Genomic DNA, 15,206 nt, shown 5'->3' with positions numbered 1-15,206 from the left:
CCAGAAGATGACCCGCTCTTTGGGCCCGGTGGAATACGGGCCGCCGAATGTCCGTTAGCATCGAAAGGCCGATGTGGTCTGTGTCCCCCGGGCCGCAAATTACCGCCTTCACGGAATACCGTTCGGCTGGAGCCGTGTTGTGCACCTCGCCGAGGAGGCGACCGCCACATCGGCCTTAACAGCTTCCCAGGCGCCCCGTCCCCGGACGGGGCGCCTGCCTTATGGTGGGTGGCCGAGCCGACGATCGTCCAGGAGAGCCCGTTGCTATATCAAGTGGTCAAGTTCGCCGCCGCGCCCCTCGCTCACGCGATGTGCCGTCCGTACATCTCGGGCGCCGCGCACGTGCCGCGGAGCGGACCGGCGATCCTGGCCGCCAACCATCTCTCGGTGCTCGACTCGTTCCTGCTGCCCGCGCTGCTGCCCCGGCACGTCACGTTCGCGGCCAAGAACGAGTATTTCTCCGGCAACCCGGTCGCCGGCTGGTTCATGCGGCTCGGCGGGAGCCTGCCGACCGACCGGGAGAGCGCGCACGCGGCCCAGGACATGCTCGACGCCGCCGCGGCGCTGCTGGAGCGCGGCGAGCTGTTCGGCATCCATCCGGAGGGCACCCGCTCCCCCGACGGCCGCCTCTACCGGGGGAAGATCGGCGTGGCGTGGCTGGCGCTGAAGACGGGCGCGCCGGTGCTGCCCGTGGCGCTCAGCGGCACCGAGAAGGTGCTGCCGCTCGGCGCCAAGGTGCCGCGCCCGGCCAGGATCGGCATCGCGATCGGCGCGCCGATGACGTTCACCGGCGACCACACCAGGGCCCAGGACCGCCGCCGCGTCACCGACGAGATCATGGCGGCCATCCAGGAGCTGTCCGGCCAGGAGTACGTGCCGACCTACGCGGCCAGCCACAAGGCGGCCATCGGAACCGGAGGGGGCTGACCCGTGGCGCGTGGCCGCACCATCGCGATCGTGTCCGGCGCCACCGTGCTGGCGCTGGGAGCCGCCGGCGGGGGCGCCTACTACCTGCTGCACACCCGCGGCACGCCCGCCGAGACCGCGCAGCGCTTCGCCGCGGCGTGGCAGGCGGGCGACCGGGCCCGGATGAGCGCCGAGCTGGCGGCGCCGCGGGAGCTCGGCGTCTACGACCAGTTCCGGCAGGGGCTCGGCGTGGAGTCCTCGACGATCCAGGTGGGCGCCCCGCGCGAGCGCGACGGCCGCGCCACCGTCCCCTACACCGCCACCCACCGGCTGAAGAACGCCGGGGAGTGGGCGTACGAGGGCGAGCTCGCGCTGAAGGTCGCCGACCGCCACTGGAAGGTCGACTGGACGCCCGCCGCCCTGCACCCGCAGCTGACGCCGGGCGCGACGTTCGCGCTCAAGACGTCGTGGCCGGAGCGCGCGGCGATCACCGACGCGGGCGGCGGCCGCATCGACGGCGGCGACGTGGGCGGCTCGGTCCAGCAGCTCGTCGGCTACCTGGACAAGGCGACCAAGAAGGACGTGGCCAAGCTCGGCTCCGCCTACAAGGTGGGCCAGGCGGTCGGCCGGGGCGGGCTCCAGCAGGCGTTCCAGGAGCGGCTGGCCGGCACGCCGACGACCGAGATCCAGGCGGGCGGCAAGACCCTGGAGAAGATCGACGGCACCGACGGCGAGCCGCTGCGCACCACGCTCGACCCCGGCGTGCAGGCCGCCGCCGTCACCGCCGTCAAGGACGTGGACAAGCCCGCCTCGATGGTGGCGATCGAGCCCGGCTCGGGCGAGATCCTGGCCGTGGTCAACAACCGCGGCGGCTTCAACCGGGCGCTCGACGGCCGCTACGCGCCCGGCTCGACGTTCAAGGCCGTCACCGCCATCGGGCTGCTCGCCGACGGGCTGTCGCCGCGCGACACCGTGACGTGCCCCAAGTACGTGACCGTCGGCGGGCTGCGGATCCGCAACTCGGAGAAGGCGGAGTTCGGGTCGCTGTCGTTCTCCGACTCCTTCGCCCACTCGTGCAACACGACGTTCGCGCCGCTGGCCGAGGAGCGGCTGGGGGCGGACAAGCTGCTCCAGACCGCCGAGCTGGTGGGCTTCAACCAGCCGCTGTCGATCGGCGTGCCGGCCACGAAGGCGAGCTTCCCCCGCGCCGAGTCCGATGCGGAGCTGGCCGCCGAGTCGTTCGGCCAGGGCCGGATCACGGCCAGCCCGCTGTCGATGGCGTCGGTGGCCGCCGCGATCGCCGACGGCACCTGGCGCCCGCCGACGCTGGTCCCCGAGCTGAAGCAGAAGGCCGAGGCCCGCAAGCTGCCCGGCGGCGTCACCGAGGCGCTGCACGGCATGATGGCGGCCGTCGTCACCAAGGGCACCGCGAAGTCGGCCGGGCTGCCGTCGGGCACCCGCGGCAAGACGGGCACCGCCGAGTACGGCAGCGGGCCGAAGCTCGACTCGCACGCCTGGTTCATCGGCTTCACCGAGGACGTGGCGTTCGCGGTGGTGGTCGAGGGCGGCGGAGGCGGCGGCAAGGTCGCGGCCCCGATCGCCGCCGACTTCCTGCGCGCCCTCCCGTCCGTGTGACCGCGCGCCCTCCGGGGCGGGTGACCCGGTAGGCGGTCCGCGCAGGACGCCCCCGGACGCCCGTCCGCGTCCCGTACGGGCGCCGCGCGCCCGGTGGATCTCCGGTGGAATCCTGGCGGCATGACGGAGATCACGGAGTGCGTCCGGTGCGGCGGCACGGTGGCCCCCGACGGGCACTGCTGGCACTGCGGCGCCGCGCAGCCGGCCTTCCGCGCGCACCTGGAGATCACCGCCGGTCCGGGCGCGGCCGGGGTGAGCGACCGCGGCCTGCGGCGTGAGGTGAACGCCGACGCGATGGCGCTGGCCACGCCGGGCCCGTGGACGGCGGGGGTGGTGTGCGACGGGGTGTCGATGTCGCCGAGAGCGGAGCGGGCCGCCCGGGTCGCCGCCGAGACGGGCGTCGCGGCGCTGGCCTCCCTGCTGGCCGTGCCGCTGCTGCCGGAGGAGGCGCTGGCGGCCTCCGCGGTCCGCGCCGGGCGCGCGGTGGCGGCGCTGGCGTCGTCCGTCCGGGCCGCCCCGGCCTGCACGTACGTGGCGGGGATCGCCGGGCCGCAGGGCGTGTGGTGCGCGTGGGTGGGCGACAGCAGGGCGTACTGGCTGCCCGACGAGGGCACGGCGATGGCGCTGACCGAGGACGACGTGGACGGCGACGAGGTGATCACCGCCTGGCTGGGCGCCGACGCGGGCGAGCCCGTGCCGCGCGTGCGCGGCTACCGGCCGCGCGGGCCGGGCCGCCTCCTGCTGTGCACGGACGGGCTGTGGCGATATCTGCCGGACGCGGCGTCGCTGCGGGAGGCGCTGGGGCCGGGCGGCGGCCCGCTGGAGGACGCGCGCCGGCTGGTCCGTCACGCGCTCGCCGAGGGCGGGCGGGACAACGTCACCGTCGTTTGCATGCAATGCATGCAATAGCTTAGGGTCAGGTGCCATGCAGAACGACGTGGCACATCGCCGGCTGCGCGAGCTGATCCTCGACGGCACCTACCCGCCGGGCGCCCGCCTGACGGAGCTGGACGCCGCGGCCGCCCTCCAGATGTCGCGCACCCCCGTCCGCGAGGCGCTGCGCGCGCTCGCGGCCCACGGGCTGGTGCGGCCCACCGGCCGGGGCGTGGTCGTGGTCGCCCTCGACCCGGCCGCCCTGGAGGACGCCTATCAGGTACGGGCCGCGCTGGAGGCGCTGACCGCCGAGACCGCCGCCCGCAGGCAGCGCGAGGGCCGCATCGCCCCCGCCGACCTGGCGGCCCTGGACGACCTGGCCGCCACCACCGCCGAGGCCACCGGCGCCGGGCGCCTGGCGGAGGCGGTCACGCTCAACCGGCGCTTCCACCGCCGCGTCGCCGAGCTGGCCGGCAACGCCATCGCCCTCGACACGCTGGACCGGGTGTGGGACCAGATCCACGTCTCCACCCTGCGTTCGCTGGCGCCCCCGGCCCGCCACGCGCACGTCAGCGCGCAGCACGACGACCTGCTCGCGGCGATCCGGCGCGGCGACGCCGAGGAGGCCGGCCGCGTCGCCCGCCTGCACGTCCTCGACACCCGCGCCAGCGCCGGCGACCCGCCCACCGATCACTGACACGAGGAGCACCCATGTCCCACCTGCACACCTACGCCACCACCGTCACCTGGACCGGCAACCGGGGGACGGGCACCAGCGGCTACCGCGACTACGACCGCGCGCACGAGCTCACCGCCGACGGCCCGGCGCCCATCGCGGGCAGCTCGGACCCGGCCTTCCGCGGCGACCCCGCCCGCTGGAACCCCGAGCAGCTCCTGCTCGGCGCGCTCTCCCAGTGCCACCTGCTGTCCTACCTGCACGTGTGCGCCGTCGCGGGCGTCGTCGTCACCGCGTACGCCGACCACGCCACCGGCACCATGACGCAGACCGCGACCGGCGGGCACTTCACCGAGGCGACGCTGCGCCCGCACGTCACCGTGGCCTCGCCCGACATGGTGGAGGCCGCCGTCCGGCTGCACGAGGACGCGCAGAAGGCGTGCTTCATCGCGAGCTCGGTCAACTTCCCGGTGCACCACGAGCCGACGGTCGAGGTGGGCTGAGAGCGTACGAGCGGACCGCAGGCGGGCCGGGTCCGGCGGCGCGGGTCAGCGGCGGGCGGTGAGCGTGAGCGCTTCGGCGGCGGGCGGCGCGGCCTGGGCGGGCACGGGTACAGGGGCGGGACGGCTCGCGGAGCCGCTCATCGCCAGCGCGCCGGCGGCCTCGTGCCGCAGCACCATGATCAGGAGCGTGGTGACCAGCGTGGCGATGAGCAGCCAGCTGACCAGGATGATGACGGTCGACCTGCGGGGCCTGCGGCGCGCCCCCGGTGTCCGTCCGGACCTCTCCTCGCTGCGACGCACCCGCTCGTTGAACGACTCGAGCCGTGCCACGAGTCGCGGATCGTCCTCGACGAGGTGCTGCTCGATCTGGGCCAGCATCCGCTCCTCGTCCTGCGACCAGGCCATGGGTGCACCTCCGGAACGCAAGCTCTGTGCGGGGTTTCCTGCCCAACCATGAAGATCATTAGCCCCGCCCTGACCAGGTAATTGCGACCTCTTTCCATTTGCGATCACCGTCGAACCTTTGTTCTAATCATGGCATGCGCTGGGACAACCTGCGCCTGGCCGACTCCGGCCGGGACGATCCGGCCGCGCCGCTGTTCGCCCGCGGCGCGGTCACCCGCACGTTCGACACGCCCGGATTCCGGGGGATGACCTTTTACGAGATCCAGGCCCGTTCGATCATCAACCGGGTCCCGGCGGCGAGCCGGGTGCCGTTCGAGTTCACGATCAACCCCTACCGGGGCTGCGGCCACCGGTGCGTCTACTGCTTCGCCCGCAAGACCCACGAATACCTCGACCTCGACGCGGGCGCCGACTTCGACTCGAAGATCGTGGTCAAGGTCAACGCGGCCGAGCTGGCCCGCAGGGAGCTGGCCTCGCCGCGCTGGCGGGGGCAGCACGTGGCGATGGGCACCAACGTCGACTGCTACCAGCGCGCCGAGGGCCGCTACCGGCTCATGCGCGGCATCCTGTCGGCGCTGCGCGACGCGGCCAACCCGTTCTCGGTGCTGACCAAGGGCACGCTGATCCTGCGCGACCTCGACCTGCTCACCGAGGCCGCCGAGCGCGCCGAGGTGGGAGCCAACCTGTCGGTGGGGTTCGTCGACGCCGACGTGTGGCGCGCGGTCGAGCCCGGCACCCCCTCGCCCCGGCGCCGCCTGGAGACGTGCGCCACGCTCAACGACAACGGCATCGCGACCGGCGTGCTGATGGCGCCGATCCTGCCCTACCTCACCGACTCCCCCGCCCAGCTCGACCGCACGGTCCGGGAGATCGCCGAGGCGGGCGCGACCCACATCGCGCCCATCGTGCTGCACCTGCGGCCGGGGGCGCGCGAGTGGTGGCTGGCCTGGCTGTCGCGCGAGCACCCTCGGCTCGTCCCGCGTTACCTGGAGCTCTACGGCAGGGGCGCCTACGCGCCCAGGTCCTACCAGGAGCGCGTCACGGCCCAGGTCAGGGCCCTGGCCGAGCGTCACGGCGTGGGCCGCGCCACCCCGGCCACGGCCCGCCGCCTCCCGCCCCGCCCGGCCCCAGGCGGGGCCGCCCCGCAGGCCGCCCCTGAGCAGCTGACGCTCCTGTGAGCCCTTAGGATCAGGCCGTTCCCGGCGAAGATCAGTGCGTGGAGGTGGGGGGCATCAGCTTCCGGTTGGCGGCGTACGCCGTGTGTGTCGAGGACGGGCGGGTGCTGCTCGCCCGGCACGTGCCGCCCGAGGGCGGGTCCGCGTGGACGCTGCCCGGCGGGCGGGTCGAGCACGGGGAGGACCCGTTCGACGCGGTGATCCGCGAGGTCGCCGAGGAGACCGGCTGCGACGCGGTGGCCGAGCGGCTGCTGGGCGTGGACTCCCGGGTGATCCCCGCCGCCGAGGCCCGCGCGGGCGTCGAGCACCACAACGTCGGCGTCTTCTACCGGGTCCGGATCACGGGCGGGCGGCTGCGGCCCGAGCCCGGCGGCGAGATCGCCGAGTCGGTCTGGACCCCGGTGGCCGACGTCGCCGGTCTGCGCCGGTCGTCGCTGGTCGACGTGGGCCTCGCGCTGGCCCTGACCGTGCCGCCGACCGGCCACGTCGCCCCCGTCCCGGTCGGCGGGCTGGTCCAGCACTGACCGGCTGTCAGGCCGGGACCTGTTCGGGAGCCGGGCGGGGGTCCGGGCGGGGGTCCGGGTCGAGGGCGTCACGAGGGCTGACGGCGTGGGCCGGGAGGCCGCGTTCGGCGTACAGGAGGATGGCCGCGCCGGACAGGACCGTCACCGCGAGCACGGCCCACAGCAGCCACGGGCCGGCCTCCAGCAGGAACCCGAGCAGCAGGGGCGCGACGGTCCGGCACAGCGACCAGGAGAGTTGGTAGACCGACAGGTACCGGCCGCGCAGGTGCGCGGGGGCGGCCTGGACCGACAGGCTCTGCGCGGGCGCGGAGTGGACGAGCTCCCCGGCGGTGTAGACGGCCGCGACCGCCAGCACGGCGACGATCGCGTACGTGCCGGCCGCGACCTGCGGGAGGACGGCGAAGGCGGCGAAGGAGATCGCGAAGACGAGCGCGCCGAGCGCGGCTCCCCGGGTGCGCCGGCCGCGCAGGGCCAGGCGGGCGGCCGGGACGCCGAGCAGCGCGACGAGCGCGGTGTTGACCGCGAACACGACCCCGGCCAGCGCGCCCGGGAGGCCGGCGTCGCGGGTGAGGAAGATCGGCAGGGCGATGGCCTGGGCGGTGTAGCCGAAGGCGATGAGGAAGTTCGCGGCGGTGAGCAGCAGGTAGGGCCGGTCGGCGAGGACGCGGCGGTAGCCCTCCCCCGCCTCCTCGGGACGCCTGACGCCCCGGCGGGCGGCCGGGATGCGGGTGACCAGCACCGCGGCGACGGCGAAGACGGCGGCCAGGGCGACGGTGGCGGCGGTGTACCCGGCGTCGCCGTCGACGGCGAGCAGCCCCGCCGCGGCCAGGCTGCCGAAGCCCATGCCGCCGTTGCGCAGGCTGCGGTCCCAGGCGAGCAGCCGGTCGCGTTCGGCGCCTTCGGCGAGCTCGCCGATGAGCGCGTGCTGGCCGGGCGAGGAGGCCCACATGCCGACGGCGACGACCAGCGCGACCGCCAGGAACGCCGGGTAGCCGCCGATGAACGGGTAGGCGGCGAACCCGGCGGCCCGCAGGACCAGCGCGCCGATCACCACGCGCCGGGCGCCGGCCCGGTCGATGAGGACGCCCACGACCGGCATGAACGCCAGCGCGCACAGCCCGGCGGCGGTCAGCCCGGCGCCGATCGCGGTCAGTGACAGGCCGGTGAGCGAGTGGATGAACAGCAGGGTGAGCGGCACGTAGATGCCGTCGCCGATCGACCCGGCCAGGCTCGCGGCGATGAGCCTGCGCGGCGCGGCGCGGTCAGGCGAGGTCGAGCGCACCGCGTCCCCGCTTGAGCTCGGCGAAGGCGCGCAGGCCGGCCAGGGTCCGTACGGCGTCGAACAGCCGGGCGGCCGTCTCGCCCGTGGGGGCGGCGGTGAGGACGGGGCCGAAGAACGCGGCGCCGTCCACGGTGACGACGGGCGTGCCGGCCTCCTCGCCGACGGCGTCCTGGGCGGCCTGGTGACTGGCGCGCAGGGCGGCGTCGAACCGGTCGCCGGTGGCGGCGCCGGCCAGCGACGCGGGCAGGCCCAGCTCGTCGAGGGCGGCGGCGATGACCGCGGGGTAGTCCTTGTCGCCCGCGCGGTGGATGCGCTCGCCGAGCGCGGTGTAGAGGTCGCGCAGGATCGCGGTGCCGTGCCCGGCCTCGGCGGCGGCGCACACGCGGGCGGGCCCCCAGGCGCGGTCGTTGAACTCCCGGTACCAGGGTTCGAGCTCGCGGTGCTCGTTGAGCACGGACAGGCTCATGATCCGGAAGGTCAGGTCGATCGGCCGGAGGCGTTCGACCTCCAGGAGCCAGCGGGAGGTGACCCAGGCGAAGGGGCAGGCGGGGTCGAAGTAGCAGACGACGGGCACGACGGCCGAAGAATCTTCCATGGAAGACACTTTATCTTCCACGGAAGCTATAATGGAAGCCATGCAGCCAGACGCCATCGCCGCCATGGTCGAGCAGTGGAAACGCGAACGGCCGGACCTCGACACCGCCCCGATGCTCGTCATCGGCCGCCTCTTCCGGCTCACCGACGCGCTCGACCAGCGGCTGCGGCCGCCTTTCGCCGCCGCCGGGCTGGGCAACGGCGACTTCGACGTGCTCGCCGCACTCCGGCGCGCCGGCGCGCCCTACACGCTGTCGGCGGGCGAGCTCAGCCGCACGGTTCTGGTCACCACCGGCGCGATCACCAAGCGGGTCGACCGGCTGGAGGCGCGCGGCCTGGTCAGCCGGAGCGTGGCCGAGGGCGACTCGCGCGGCCGGCTGATCACGCTCACCGCCGAGGGCGTGGCGCTGACCGGCGAGCTCATGGCCGCCCACCTGGACAACCAGCGCAGGCTCCTGGCCGGGCTCACCCCGGACGAGCGCGACCGGCTCGCCGCCCTCCTCGAACGGCTCGCCGCCACCCTGGACTGATCGCCGGTGGGCGATAGCCGCCTGAAAGGGTGTCGAAATAGTGGTATGTCGGATTATGGCGATAGATGGGTAGTAACGCCATTGGTTGCGCCAATCCGGCGCTCCTGTCCGTACAGGGGGGAAACACCATGGCTGACACGAAGAAGAAACCCAGCGCGAAGTCCGGCAAGGGCAAGAAGCAGGCGATCAAGGCGAATCGCCAGGCCAAGGAGACGAAGAAGGAAGCCACCACGCGCCCCGAAGAGGCGTGACGCGGTGACGTGATCAGGCAGCCGGGGTTCCGGCTGCCTGATCGGCTGTTGGGGAGGGCCTCATGTCCGGATATCTGCGCTTCCCCGCGGTGCTGCGGGACGTCGTGGTGTTCGCCGCCGAGGACGACCTGTGGATGGTGTCGGCCGAGGGCGGCCGGGCGTTCCGGCTGACGGCGGGCGTGGCCGAGGCCGGGTATCCGCGCATCTCGCCGCGCGGCGACCAGGTCGCGTTCGTGGGGCGGGAGGAGGGGCCCGAGGAGGTGTACGTGCTGCCGACCGGCGGCGGGGCGGCGCGGCGGGTGACGTTCCACGGGGCGCGCTGCACGGTGACCGGGTGGGATCCCGAGGGGCGCATCCTGTACGCCAGCGACCAGGGGCAGCCGTTCGAGGGGCGCAAGTGGCTGCACCGGGTGGAGCCGGGCGGGGTGCCGGAGAGGCTGCCGTACGGTCCGGCGAACTCGATCGCCCACGGACCGGGCGGCATGATCGTGCTGGGCCGGAACACGGCCGATCCGGCGCGGTGGAAGCGCTACCGGGGCGGCACGGTGGGCGACCTGTGGATCGACCGCGAGGGCGACGGCGAGTTCCGGCGGCTCATCCGGCTGCCGGGCAACCTGGCCTCGCCCTGCTGGAGCGGCGAGCGGGTGTGCTTCCTGTCCGACCACGAGGGCGTCGGCAACGTCTACTCGTGCACGCCCGGCGGCGACGACCTGCGCAAGCACACCCACCACGACGGCTACTACGCGCGCAACCTGTCGAGCGACGGGCACCGGCTCGTCTACCACGCGGGCGCCGACCTGTACCTGCTGGACCCGGGCGAGGAGCCGCGCCGGCTGCGGGTGTCGCTGGCCAGCACGCGCACGCAGCGCAACCGCCGCTTCGTCGACGCCGCCGACTACCTCGACCACGCCACGCTCAGCCCCGACGGCAGCGCGCTGGCCGTCACCGCGCGCGGCAAGGCGTACGGGATGGCGGGCTGGGAGGGGCCGGTGCGGCAATACGGGGAGCCGGACGGGGTCCGCTACCGGTTCCTCACCTGGCTGAACGACGGCAGCCGCCTGATCGCCGCGGCCAGCGGTGACGGCGACGAGGAGGAGCTGGTCGTCCTGCACGGCAGCGACCGGACGGGCGGCGGGGGCGCGCGGCCGGTGGCGCGGCTGGGGCGGATCACCGCGCTGGCTCCCGACCCGGCCCATGACCGGGTGGCCGTCACCAACCACCGGCACGAGCTGTACCTGGTGGACCTGGCGGCGGGCCGTACCGTGCTGGTGGAGGCCAACCCGCACGGCGCGCCCGAGGATCCGGCGTGGTCGCACGACGGCGAGTGGCTCGCGTACGCCGGGCCGCTCAACGCGCAGACCACCGCGATCAAGCTGTACCACCCCGGCACGGCCCGCACGGTGACGGCCACCGAGCCGCTGCTGCGCGACTCGCGGCCGAGCTTCGACCCCGAGGGCCGCTACCTGTACTTCATCGGCCAGCGGGTCTTCTCCCCCGCCTACGACCAGCTCCAGTTCGACCTGTGCTTCCCGCTGGGCACCCGCCCGTACGCGGTGGCGCTGCGCGCGGACGCGGCCGACCCGTTCGTGCCGGAGCCGAGGCCGCTGCACGCCAAGGACGACGAGGACGCCGAGCCGGAGCCGGTGCGGGTCGACGAGGACGGGCTGGCGCGGCGCGTCACCGCGTTCCCGCTGCCGGAGGGCCGCTACGAGCGGGTGGCCGGGCTCAAGGGCAAGGCGCTCGTGCTCGCCGGCCCGCTCCAGGGCGACAGCACGCTGCTGCTGTACGACTTCGCCAAGGGAGAGGCCGAGACGTTCGCCGAGGGGGTGGCGGACTTCGAGCTGGGCCGCGACCACCGCACGCTGCTCTACCGCACGACGGGCGAGCGGCTGCGGGTGGTGAAGGCGGGCGAGCAGCCGGGCGACGACGACACGCCGGGGCGCGAGAGCGGCTGGATCGACCTGTCGCGGATCAGGGTGTCGGTGTGCCCGGAGGCGGAGTGGCGGCAGATGTTCCGCGAGGCGTGGCGGCTGCAGCGCGAGCACTTCTGGACCGAGGACATGGCGGGCGTCGACTGGCCGGCCGTGTACGACCGCTACCGGCCGCTGGTGGAGCGGGTGACGACCCGGGGCGAGTTCTCCGACCTGCTGTGGGAGCTGCACGGCGAGCTGGCCACCAGCCACGCCTACGAGAGCGGCGGCGAGTACCGGCCCGGACCCGACTACAGCCAGGGCAAGCTGGGCGTCGACTGGGAGCACCATGACGGCGTCTACCACATCCGCGCGATCGTCACCGGCGACCCGTGGGACCCGCGCGCGACCTCGCCGCTGAACCGGCTCGGCCTGGACGTGCGGCCCGGCGACGCGGTGCTGGCGATCAACGGGGCGCCGATCGGCGCGGCGGCCACCCCGAACGAGCGGCTGGTGAACCAGGCCGGGGAGGAGGTGGAGCTGACGCTGCGGCGCGGCGAGCGGGTGTTCGCGGTGACGGTGCGGGCGATCGCCGACGAGCGGCCGGCCCGCTACCGCGACTGGGTGAACCTCAACCGGGCGCGCTGCCACCAGCGTTCCGGCGGCCGGATCGGCTACCTGCACGTGCCGGACATGGGGCGGGCCGGGTTCGCCGAGTTCCACCGGGGGTTCCTGGCCGAGTACGACCGGCACGCGCTGATCGTGGACGTGCGCTTCAACGGCGGCGGGAACGTGTCGGCGCTGCTGCTGGAGAAGCTGGCCCGGCGCCGCCTGGGCTACGACTACCCGCGCTGGGGCGACCCCGAGCCGTACCCGCCGGAGTCGCCGCGCGGCCCGCTGGTGGCGATCACGAACGAGTGGGCGGGCTCCGACGGCGACATCTTCAGCCACACCTTCAAGCTGCTCGGGCTCGGCCCGCTGGTGGGCAAGCGGACGTGGGGCGGGGTGATCGGCATCTGGCCGCGGCACACGCTGGCCGACGGGACGGTGACGACGCAGCCGGAGTTCTCCTTCGCCTTCGACGACGTGGGCTGGCAGGTGGAGAACTACGGCACCGACCCGGACATCGAGGTGGACATCACCCCGCAGGACTACGCGGCGGGCGTGGACCGGCAGCTGGAGAAGGCGATCGAAGTGGCGCTCGACCTGCTGGAGAAGGGGCCGGTGCACACTCCTGATCCATCGCATAGACCGCGGATGCAACCTTAATACCCCCTATGGCGTCTAAAGATCATAGAAGTGGATAGCGCCACGGGGATGGACGGTGCAGACCACTCGCTCGACACGCTGCCGGTGGTGAGATCCGCTCTCGCCGCCGGCCTCGCGTTTGACCGTATTGTCGGCTGATCGGGGGTTCTACAGGTGCGCGGACTGGCGCGTAAAGGCAAATCGGCGATGGCCCGCCTGTATCGGGGCTACAACCAGCGCAAGGCACGGCATGCGCCACCGCCGTCCACCCGGCGCATCAGGATCCTCCTGCTGCACGCCAACGGGATGGGCGGCACCATCAAGACCGTGTTCAACCTGGCGGGCTACCTGGCCGAACGGCACGAGGTGGAGATCGTCAGCATCCTGCGCGAGGCCGAGGAGCCGTTCTTCCCCATCGACCCGCGGGTGCGTTTAACGTATCTGGACGACCGGCTGAACCCCGGGCCCGACCCGGTGCGCACGCTGCTGTCGAAGCGGCCCAGCAAGCTCATCCCCGAGGAGGAGAGCGCCTATCACCGCTTCAACCTGTGGACCGACCTCAAGCTCGCGCGCTTCATCCGCTCCCTCGACAGCGGCGTGCTGATGGCCACCCGGCCGGGCCTGAACCTGGCCGTCGCCCAGCTCGCGCTGCCCAGCGTGATCACGATCGGCCAGGAGCACGTGGCGCTGCGCACCCAGCCCGAATCGGTGCAGAAGCTCATCAAGTGGCGCTACCGGCGACTGGACGCGCTCGTCTCGCTGACCAAGGCCGACCAGCGCGACTACCGCGAGGCCCTGCCCAAGGGCCCCAAGCTCGCCCGCATCCCGAACGGCGTGCCGCCGATGGCCGGCGACCTGGCCAAGCTGGACGCCAAGGTGGCGATCGCGATCGGCCGGATGACCCGCATCAAGGGCTTCCACCGGCTCATCACCGCCTGGGAGCAGGTGGCCGAGGCGCATCCCGACTGGCAGCTGCGCATCCTGGGCGCCGGCCCGCAGGAGCCCAAGCTGCGCGAGCAGATCGCCGAGGCGGGGCTGGAGGGCAAGGTCGTGCTGCCCGGCCCCACCGCCGACGTCGGCGCGGAGCTGGAGAAGGCGTCGATCTACGTGATGAGCTCGCGGCACGAGGGCTTCTCGATGACGCTCCTGGAGGCGATGACCAAGGGCCTGGCGATCGTCAGCTTCAACAGCCCGCACGGGCCGAAGGAGATGCTGACCGACGAGGTCGACGCGGTCATGGTCAAGCCGCGCACCAACGCCAACCTGGCCGCCGCCATCAACCGGGTGATCGAGGACGAGCCGCTGCGCCGCCGCCTGGCCGCCGGCGGGCTGGAGACGGTCCGGGCCTACGACATCGACGCGGTCGGGCAGCAGTGGGACGCGCTGCTGGACGACCTGCTGGCGCGCCGCGAACGGGCCGCGCTCAAAGCCCGGAACCGGTGAGCTCCACCGGCTCGGCGCGCCGGTGAGCCGGGGATCACCTCGACCACCCGCAGCGCGCTGTCCTGCCCGGTGCTCCGGCGCAGCGGCTCCGGCAGCGGGGCGGGCGAGGTGATCAGGCCGAGGAAGGCCCGGCGGACGCGCCCGCCCCGGACGAGGGCGGCGATGATGGCGCGGGTGGTCGCGTTGACCGGGACGGCAGGAACCCCGTCGATACACATCCGTTAGAAAAGCCCCCGTATCAAAAGCGGGGCGGCGTGCTCTAAAGGGCGTGGGCGCGGGCACGGGGGCCCCGCGCCCGGTCGCCCCCTGTCACGGATCACCGCCGTGGCAGGGGAAGTGCGCCCTGGTCGGGCCGGGCACGACGGGGATCGTGGCGAGCGTCGTGCCCGGCCACGCCGGGCGCGGGCCTACAGCACGGCGTGGGCCAGGGCCGCTCCGCCGGCGGCGGCCAGGAGACCGGCGGCGACACTGGCCAGCACGTTGGCGGCGGCCTTGCGGCTCGCGCCCTCCTCGGCCAGCCGCACGGTCTCGTACCCGAGCGTGGAGTACGTGGTGAGTGCCCCGCAGAAGCCGGTGGCGGCGAACGCGGTCCAGGCGGGGCCGGCGGGCAGGGCGGTGAGGAAGCCGAGCACGGCGGATCCGGCGACGTTGACGGCGAGCGTCCCCCAGGGGAACGTGCCGCCGTGGCGGGACTGGACGGCCCGGTCGGCGAGGTAGCGCAGCGGCGCCCCGACGGCGGCGCCGAGCACGACGAGCAGGACCGTCACGAGGCCGCCCACCGGGTCAGGCGCATCCCGGCCCACACCGCCGCGAGGGCGGCGGCCAGGGTGCCCGCCAGGTAGAGGACGCCGACCAGCGGGGCGCCGTCGGCGACGACCCGGCGCGCCTCCACGACGTAGGTGGAGAACGTGGTGAAGCCGCCGAGCACCCCGACGCCGAGGAACGGCCGGACCAGCCGGTGCGCGCGGCGTACCTCGGTGATGGTCACCATGAGGACGCCGATCAGCGCGCAGCCCGAGACGTTCACCAGGAACGTCGCCCACGGGAAGGCGCCGGGCGCGGCGGGGAGCAGGGTCTGCGCGCCGTGGCGGGCGAGGGCGCCGAGCGCGCCTCCGGCGGCGATGGCGGCGAGCACCGCCCAGCCCACCTCGGCGCGCTGGCCGGGCACCCGCAGGTCCACATCCGGATCAATCGGCCGTTCGGCCACACATTCCTCCCTGAACGGTCACCGTGTCAGATCAGCCGGGCCCG

General features: G+C 73.9%; 16 protein-coding genes. 11 read left to right on the top strand and 5 right to left on the bottom strand.

What is annotated here, in order from left to right:
* Window positions 1-228 precede the first annotated feature (228 nt).
* The 5 genes from KME80_RS22655 to KME80_RS22635 all read left to right on the top strand — a co-directional run bounded on the left by KME80_RS22655 (window position 229) and on the right by KME80_RS22635 (window position 4,593).
* Entirely contained in the window at window positions 229-927 is a 699-nt protein-coding gene (locus tag KME80_RS22655) for a lysophospholipid acyltransferase family protein (protein WP_308125890.1), read from the top strand.
* 30 nt (window positions 928-957) lie between these two features.
* Window positions 958-2,541, top strand: a complete 1,584-nt coding sequence (locus KME80_RS22650) for a penicillin-binding transpeptidase domain-containing protein (RefSeq protein WP_308125889.1) — start codon at window positions 958-960, stop codon at window positions 2,539-2,541.
* A 120-nt stretch (window positions 2,542-2,661) separates the two neighbouring features.
* Window positions 2,662-3,450 (top strand): PP2C family protein-serine/threonine phosphatase, encoded by a 789-nt coding sequence (locus KME80_RS22645; protein WP_219508090.1) that lies wholly within the window; start codon window positions 2,662-2,664, stop codon window positions 3,448-3,450.
* Window positions 3,451-3,466: 16 nt separating this feature from the next.
* Window positions 3,467-4,111 carry a GntR family transcriptional regulator gene (locus tag KME80_RS22640; protein WP_219508089.1) on the top strand — a complete coding sequence of 215 codons (645 nt, stop codon included), beginning with the start codon at window positions 3,467-3,469 and terminating at the stop codon, window positions 4,109-4,111.
* A 14-nt stretch (window positions 4,112-4,125) separates the two neighbouring features.
* The gene (locus KME80_RS22635) at window positions 4,126-4,593 is read left to right on the top strand and encodes an OsmC family protein (RefSeq protein WP_219508088.1); all 468 of its coding nucleotides are present in this window, start codon (window positions 4,126-4,128) and stop codon (window positions 4,591-4,593) included.
* A 45-nt stretch (window positions 4,594-4,638) separates the two neighbouring features.
* On the opposite strand, the gene KME80_RS22630 is transcribed toward KME80_RS22635, so the two are convergent.
* On the bottom strand, window positions 4,639-4,998 hold the full coding sequence (locus tag KME80_RS22630; RefSeq protein ID WP_219508087.1) for a DUF3040 domain-containing protein: 360 nt from the start codon (window positions 4,996-4,998) through the stop codon (window positions 4,639-4,641).
* A gap of 134 nt (window positions 4,999-5,132) precedes the next feature.
* On the opposite strand from KME80_RS22630, the gene KME80_RS22625 reads away from it, so the two are divergent.
* Together KME80_RS22625 and KME80_RS22620 are read left to right on the top strand one after the other, a co-directional pair.
* Entirely contained in the window at window positions 5,133-6,176 is a 1,044-nt protein-coding gene (locus tag KME80_RS22625) for an Rv2578c family radical SAM protein (protein WP_219508086.1), read from the top strand.
* A gap of 38 nt (window positions 6,177-6,214) precedes the next feature.
* Window positions 6,215-6,697, top strand: a complete 483-nt coding sequence (locus tag KME80_RS22620) for an NUDIX hydrolase (RefSeq protein WP_308125888.1) — start codon at window positions 6,215-6,217, stop codon at window positions 6,695-6,697.
* Between the two features lie 7 nt (window positions 6,698-6,704).
* Here KME80_RS22620 and KME80_RS22615 read toward each other — a convergent pair whose 3' ends face one another.
* Both KME80_RS22615 and KME80_RS22610 read right to left on the bottom strand, forming a co-directional pair.
* Window positions 6,705-7,979: an MFS transporter gene (locus KME80_RS22615; protein WP_219508085.1), complete on the bottom strand. Its 1,275-nt coding sequence runs from the start codon at window positions 7,977-7,979 to the stop codon at window positions 6,705-6,707.
* Window positions 7,960-8,574 carry a mycothiol-dependent nitroreductase Rv2466c family protein gene (locus tag KME80_RS22610; RefSeq protein WP_219508084.1) on the bottom strand — a complete coding sequence of 205 codons (615 nt, stop codon included), beginning with the start codon at window positions 8,572-8,574 and terminating at the stop codon, window positions 7,960-7,962. Before KME80_RS22610 ends, KME80_RS22615 begins: the two co-directional genes overlap by 20 nt.
* Window positions 8,575-8,614: 40 nt before the next feature.
* Here KME80_RS22610 and KME80_RS22605 point away from each other — a divergent pair, with 40 nt between their 5' ends.
* The 4 genes from KME80_RS22605 (at window position 8,615) to KME80_RS22595 (ending at window position 13,955) form a co-directional block, all read left to right on the top strand.
* Window positions 8,615-9,103 (top strand): MarR family winged helix-turn-helix transcriptional regulator, encoded by a 489-nt coding sequence (locus tag KME80_RS22605; RefSeq protein ID WP_246645466.1) that lies wholly within the window; start codon window positions 8,615-8,617, stop codon window positions 9,101-9,103.
* Window positions 9,104-9,231: 128 nt separating this feature from the next.
* Window positions 9,232-9,354, top strand: coding sequence for a hypothetical protein (locus tag KME80_RS51965; RefSeq protein WP_281427120.1), 123 nt, complete (start codon window positions 9,232-9,234; stop codon window positions 9,352-9,354).
* A 62-nt stretch (window positions 9,355-9,416) separates the two neighbouring features.
* Complete coding sequence (locus tag KME80_RS22600; protein ID WP_219508082.1) at window positions 9,417-12,533, top strand: S41 family peptidase; 3,117 nt, start codon at window positions 9,417-9,419, stop codon at window positions 12,531-12,533.
* A 186-nt stretch (window positions 12,534-12,719) separates the two neighbouring features.
* On the top strand, window positions 12,720-13,955 hold the full coding sequence (locus KME80_RS22595) for a glycosyltransferase family 4 protein (RefSeq protein WP_246645465.1): 1,236 nt from the start codon (window positions 12,720-12,722) through the stop codon (window positions 13,953-13,955).
* Window positions 13,956-14,362: 407 nt separating this feature from the next.
* Here KME80_RS22595 and crcB read toward each other — a convergent pair whose 3' ends face one another.
* A complete protein-coding gene (crcB, locus tag KME80_RS22590) occupies window positions 14,363-14,722 on the bottom strand; it encodes a fluoride efflux transporter CrcB (RefSeq protein WP_219508080.1) in 360 nt (119 codons plus the stop codon).
* Window positions 14,719-15,162 (bottom strand): FluC/FEX family fluoride channel, encoded by a 444-nt coding sequence (locus KME80_RS22585; RefSeq protein WP_219508079.1) that lies wholly within the window; start codon window positions 15,160-15,162, stop codon window positions 14,719-14,721. Before KME80_RS22585 ends, crcB begins: the two co-directional genes overlap by 4 nt.
* Between the last annotated feature and the right edge of the window lie 44 nt (window positions 15,163-15,206).

Origin of the sequence: Nonomuraea ceibae, from assembly GCF_019396325.1 — a bacterium.
Taxonomy (GTDB): domain Bacteria; phylum Actinomycetota; class Actinomycetes; order Streptosporangiales; family Streptosporangiaceae; genus Nonomuraea; species Nonomuraea ceibae.
This window is presented reverse-complemented; position numbering and strand designations above follow the sequence as displayed.

Bases quoted from the DNA above. Each gene is read 5' to 3' on its own strand.
- KME80_RS22600 (WP_219508082.1), top strand. From the start codon at position 9,417: ATGTCCGGATATCTGCGCTTCCCCGCGGTGCTGCGGGACGTCGTGGTG.
- KME80_RS22640 (WP_219508089.1), top strand. From the start codon at position 3,467: ATGCAGAACGACGTGGCACATCGCCGGCTGCGCGAGCTGATCCTCGAC.
- KME80_RS51965 (WP_281427120.1), top strand. From the start codon at position 9,232: ATGGCTGACACGAAGAAGAAACCCAGCGCGAAGTCCGGCAAGGGCAAG.
- KME80_RS22605 (WP_246645466.1), top strand. From the start codon at position 8,615: ATGCAGCCAGACGCCATCGCCGCCATGGTCGAGCAGTGGAAACGCGAA.
- KME80_RS22635 (WP_219508088.1), top strand. From the start codon at position 4,126: ATGTCCCACCTGCACACCTACGCCACCACCGTCACCTGGACCGGCAAC.
- KME80_RS22595 (WP_246645465.1), top strand. From the start codon at position 12,720: ATGGCCCGCCTGTATCGGGGCTACAACCAGCGCAAGGCACGGCATGCG.
- KME80_RS22630 (WP_219508087.1), bottom strand. From the start codon at position 4,998: ATGGCCTGGTCGCAGGACGAGGAGCGGATGCTGGCCCAGATCGAGCAG.
- KME80_RS22625 (WP_219508086.1), top strand. From the start codon at position 5,133: ATGCGCTGGGACAACCTGCGCCTGGCCGACTCCGGCCGGGACGATCCG.
- KME80_RS22645 (WP_219508090.1), top strand. From the start codon at position 2,662: ATGACGGAGATCACGGAGTGCGTCCGGTGCGGCGGCACGGTGGCCCCC.
- KME80_RS22610 (WP_219508084.1), bottom strand. From the start codon at position 8,574: ATGGAAGATTCTTCGGCCGTCGTGCCCGTCGTCTGCTACTTCGACCCC.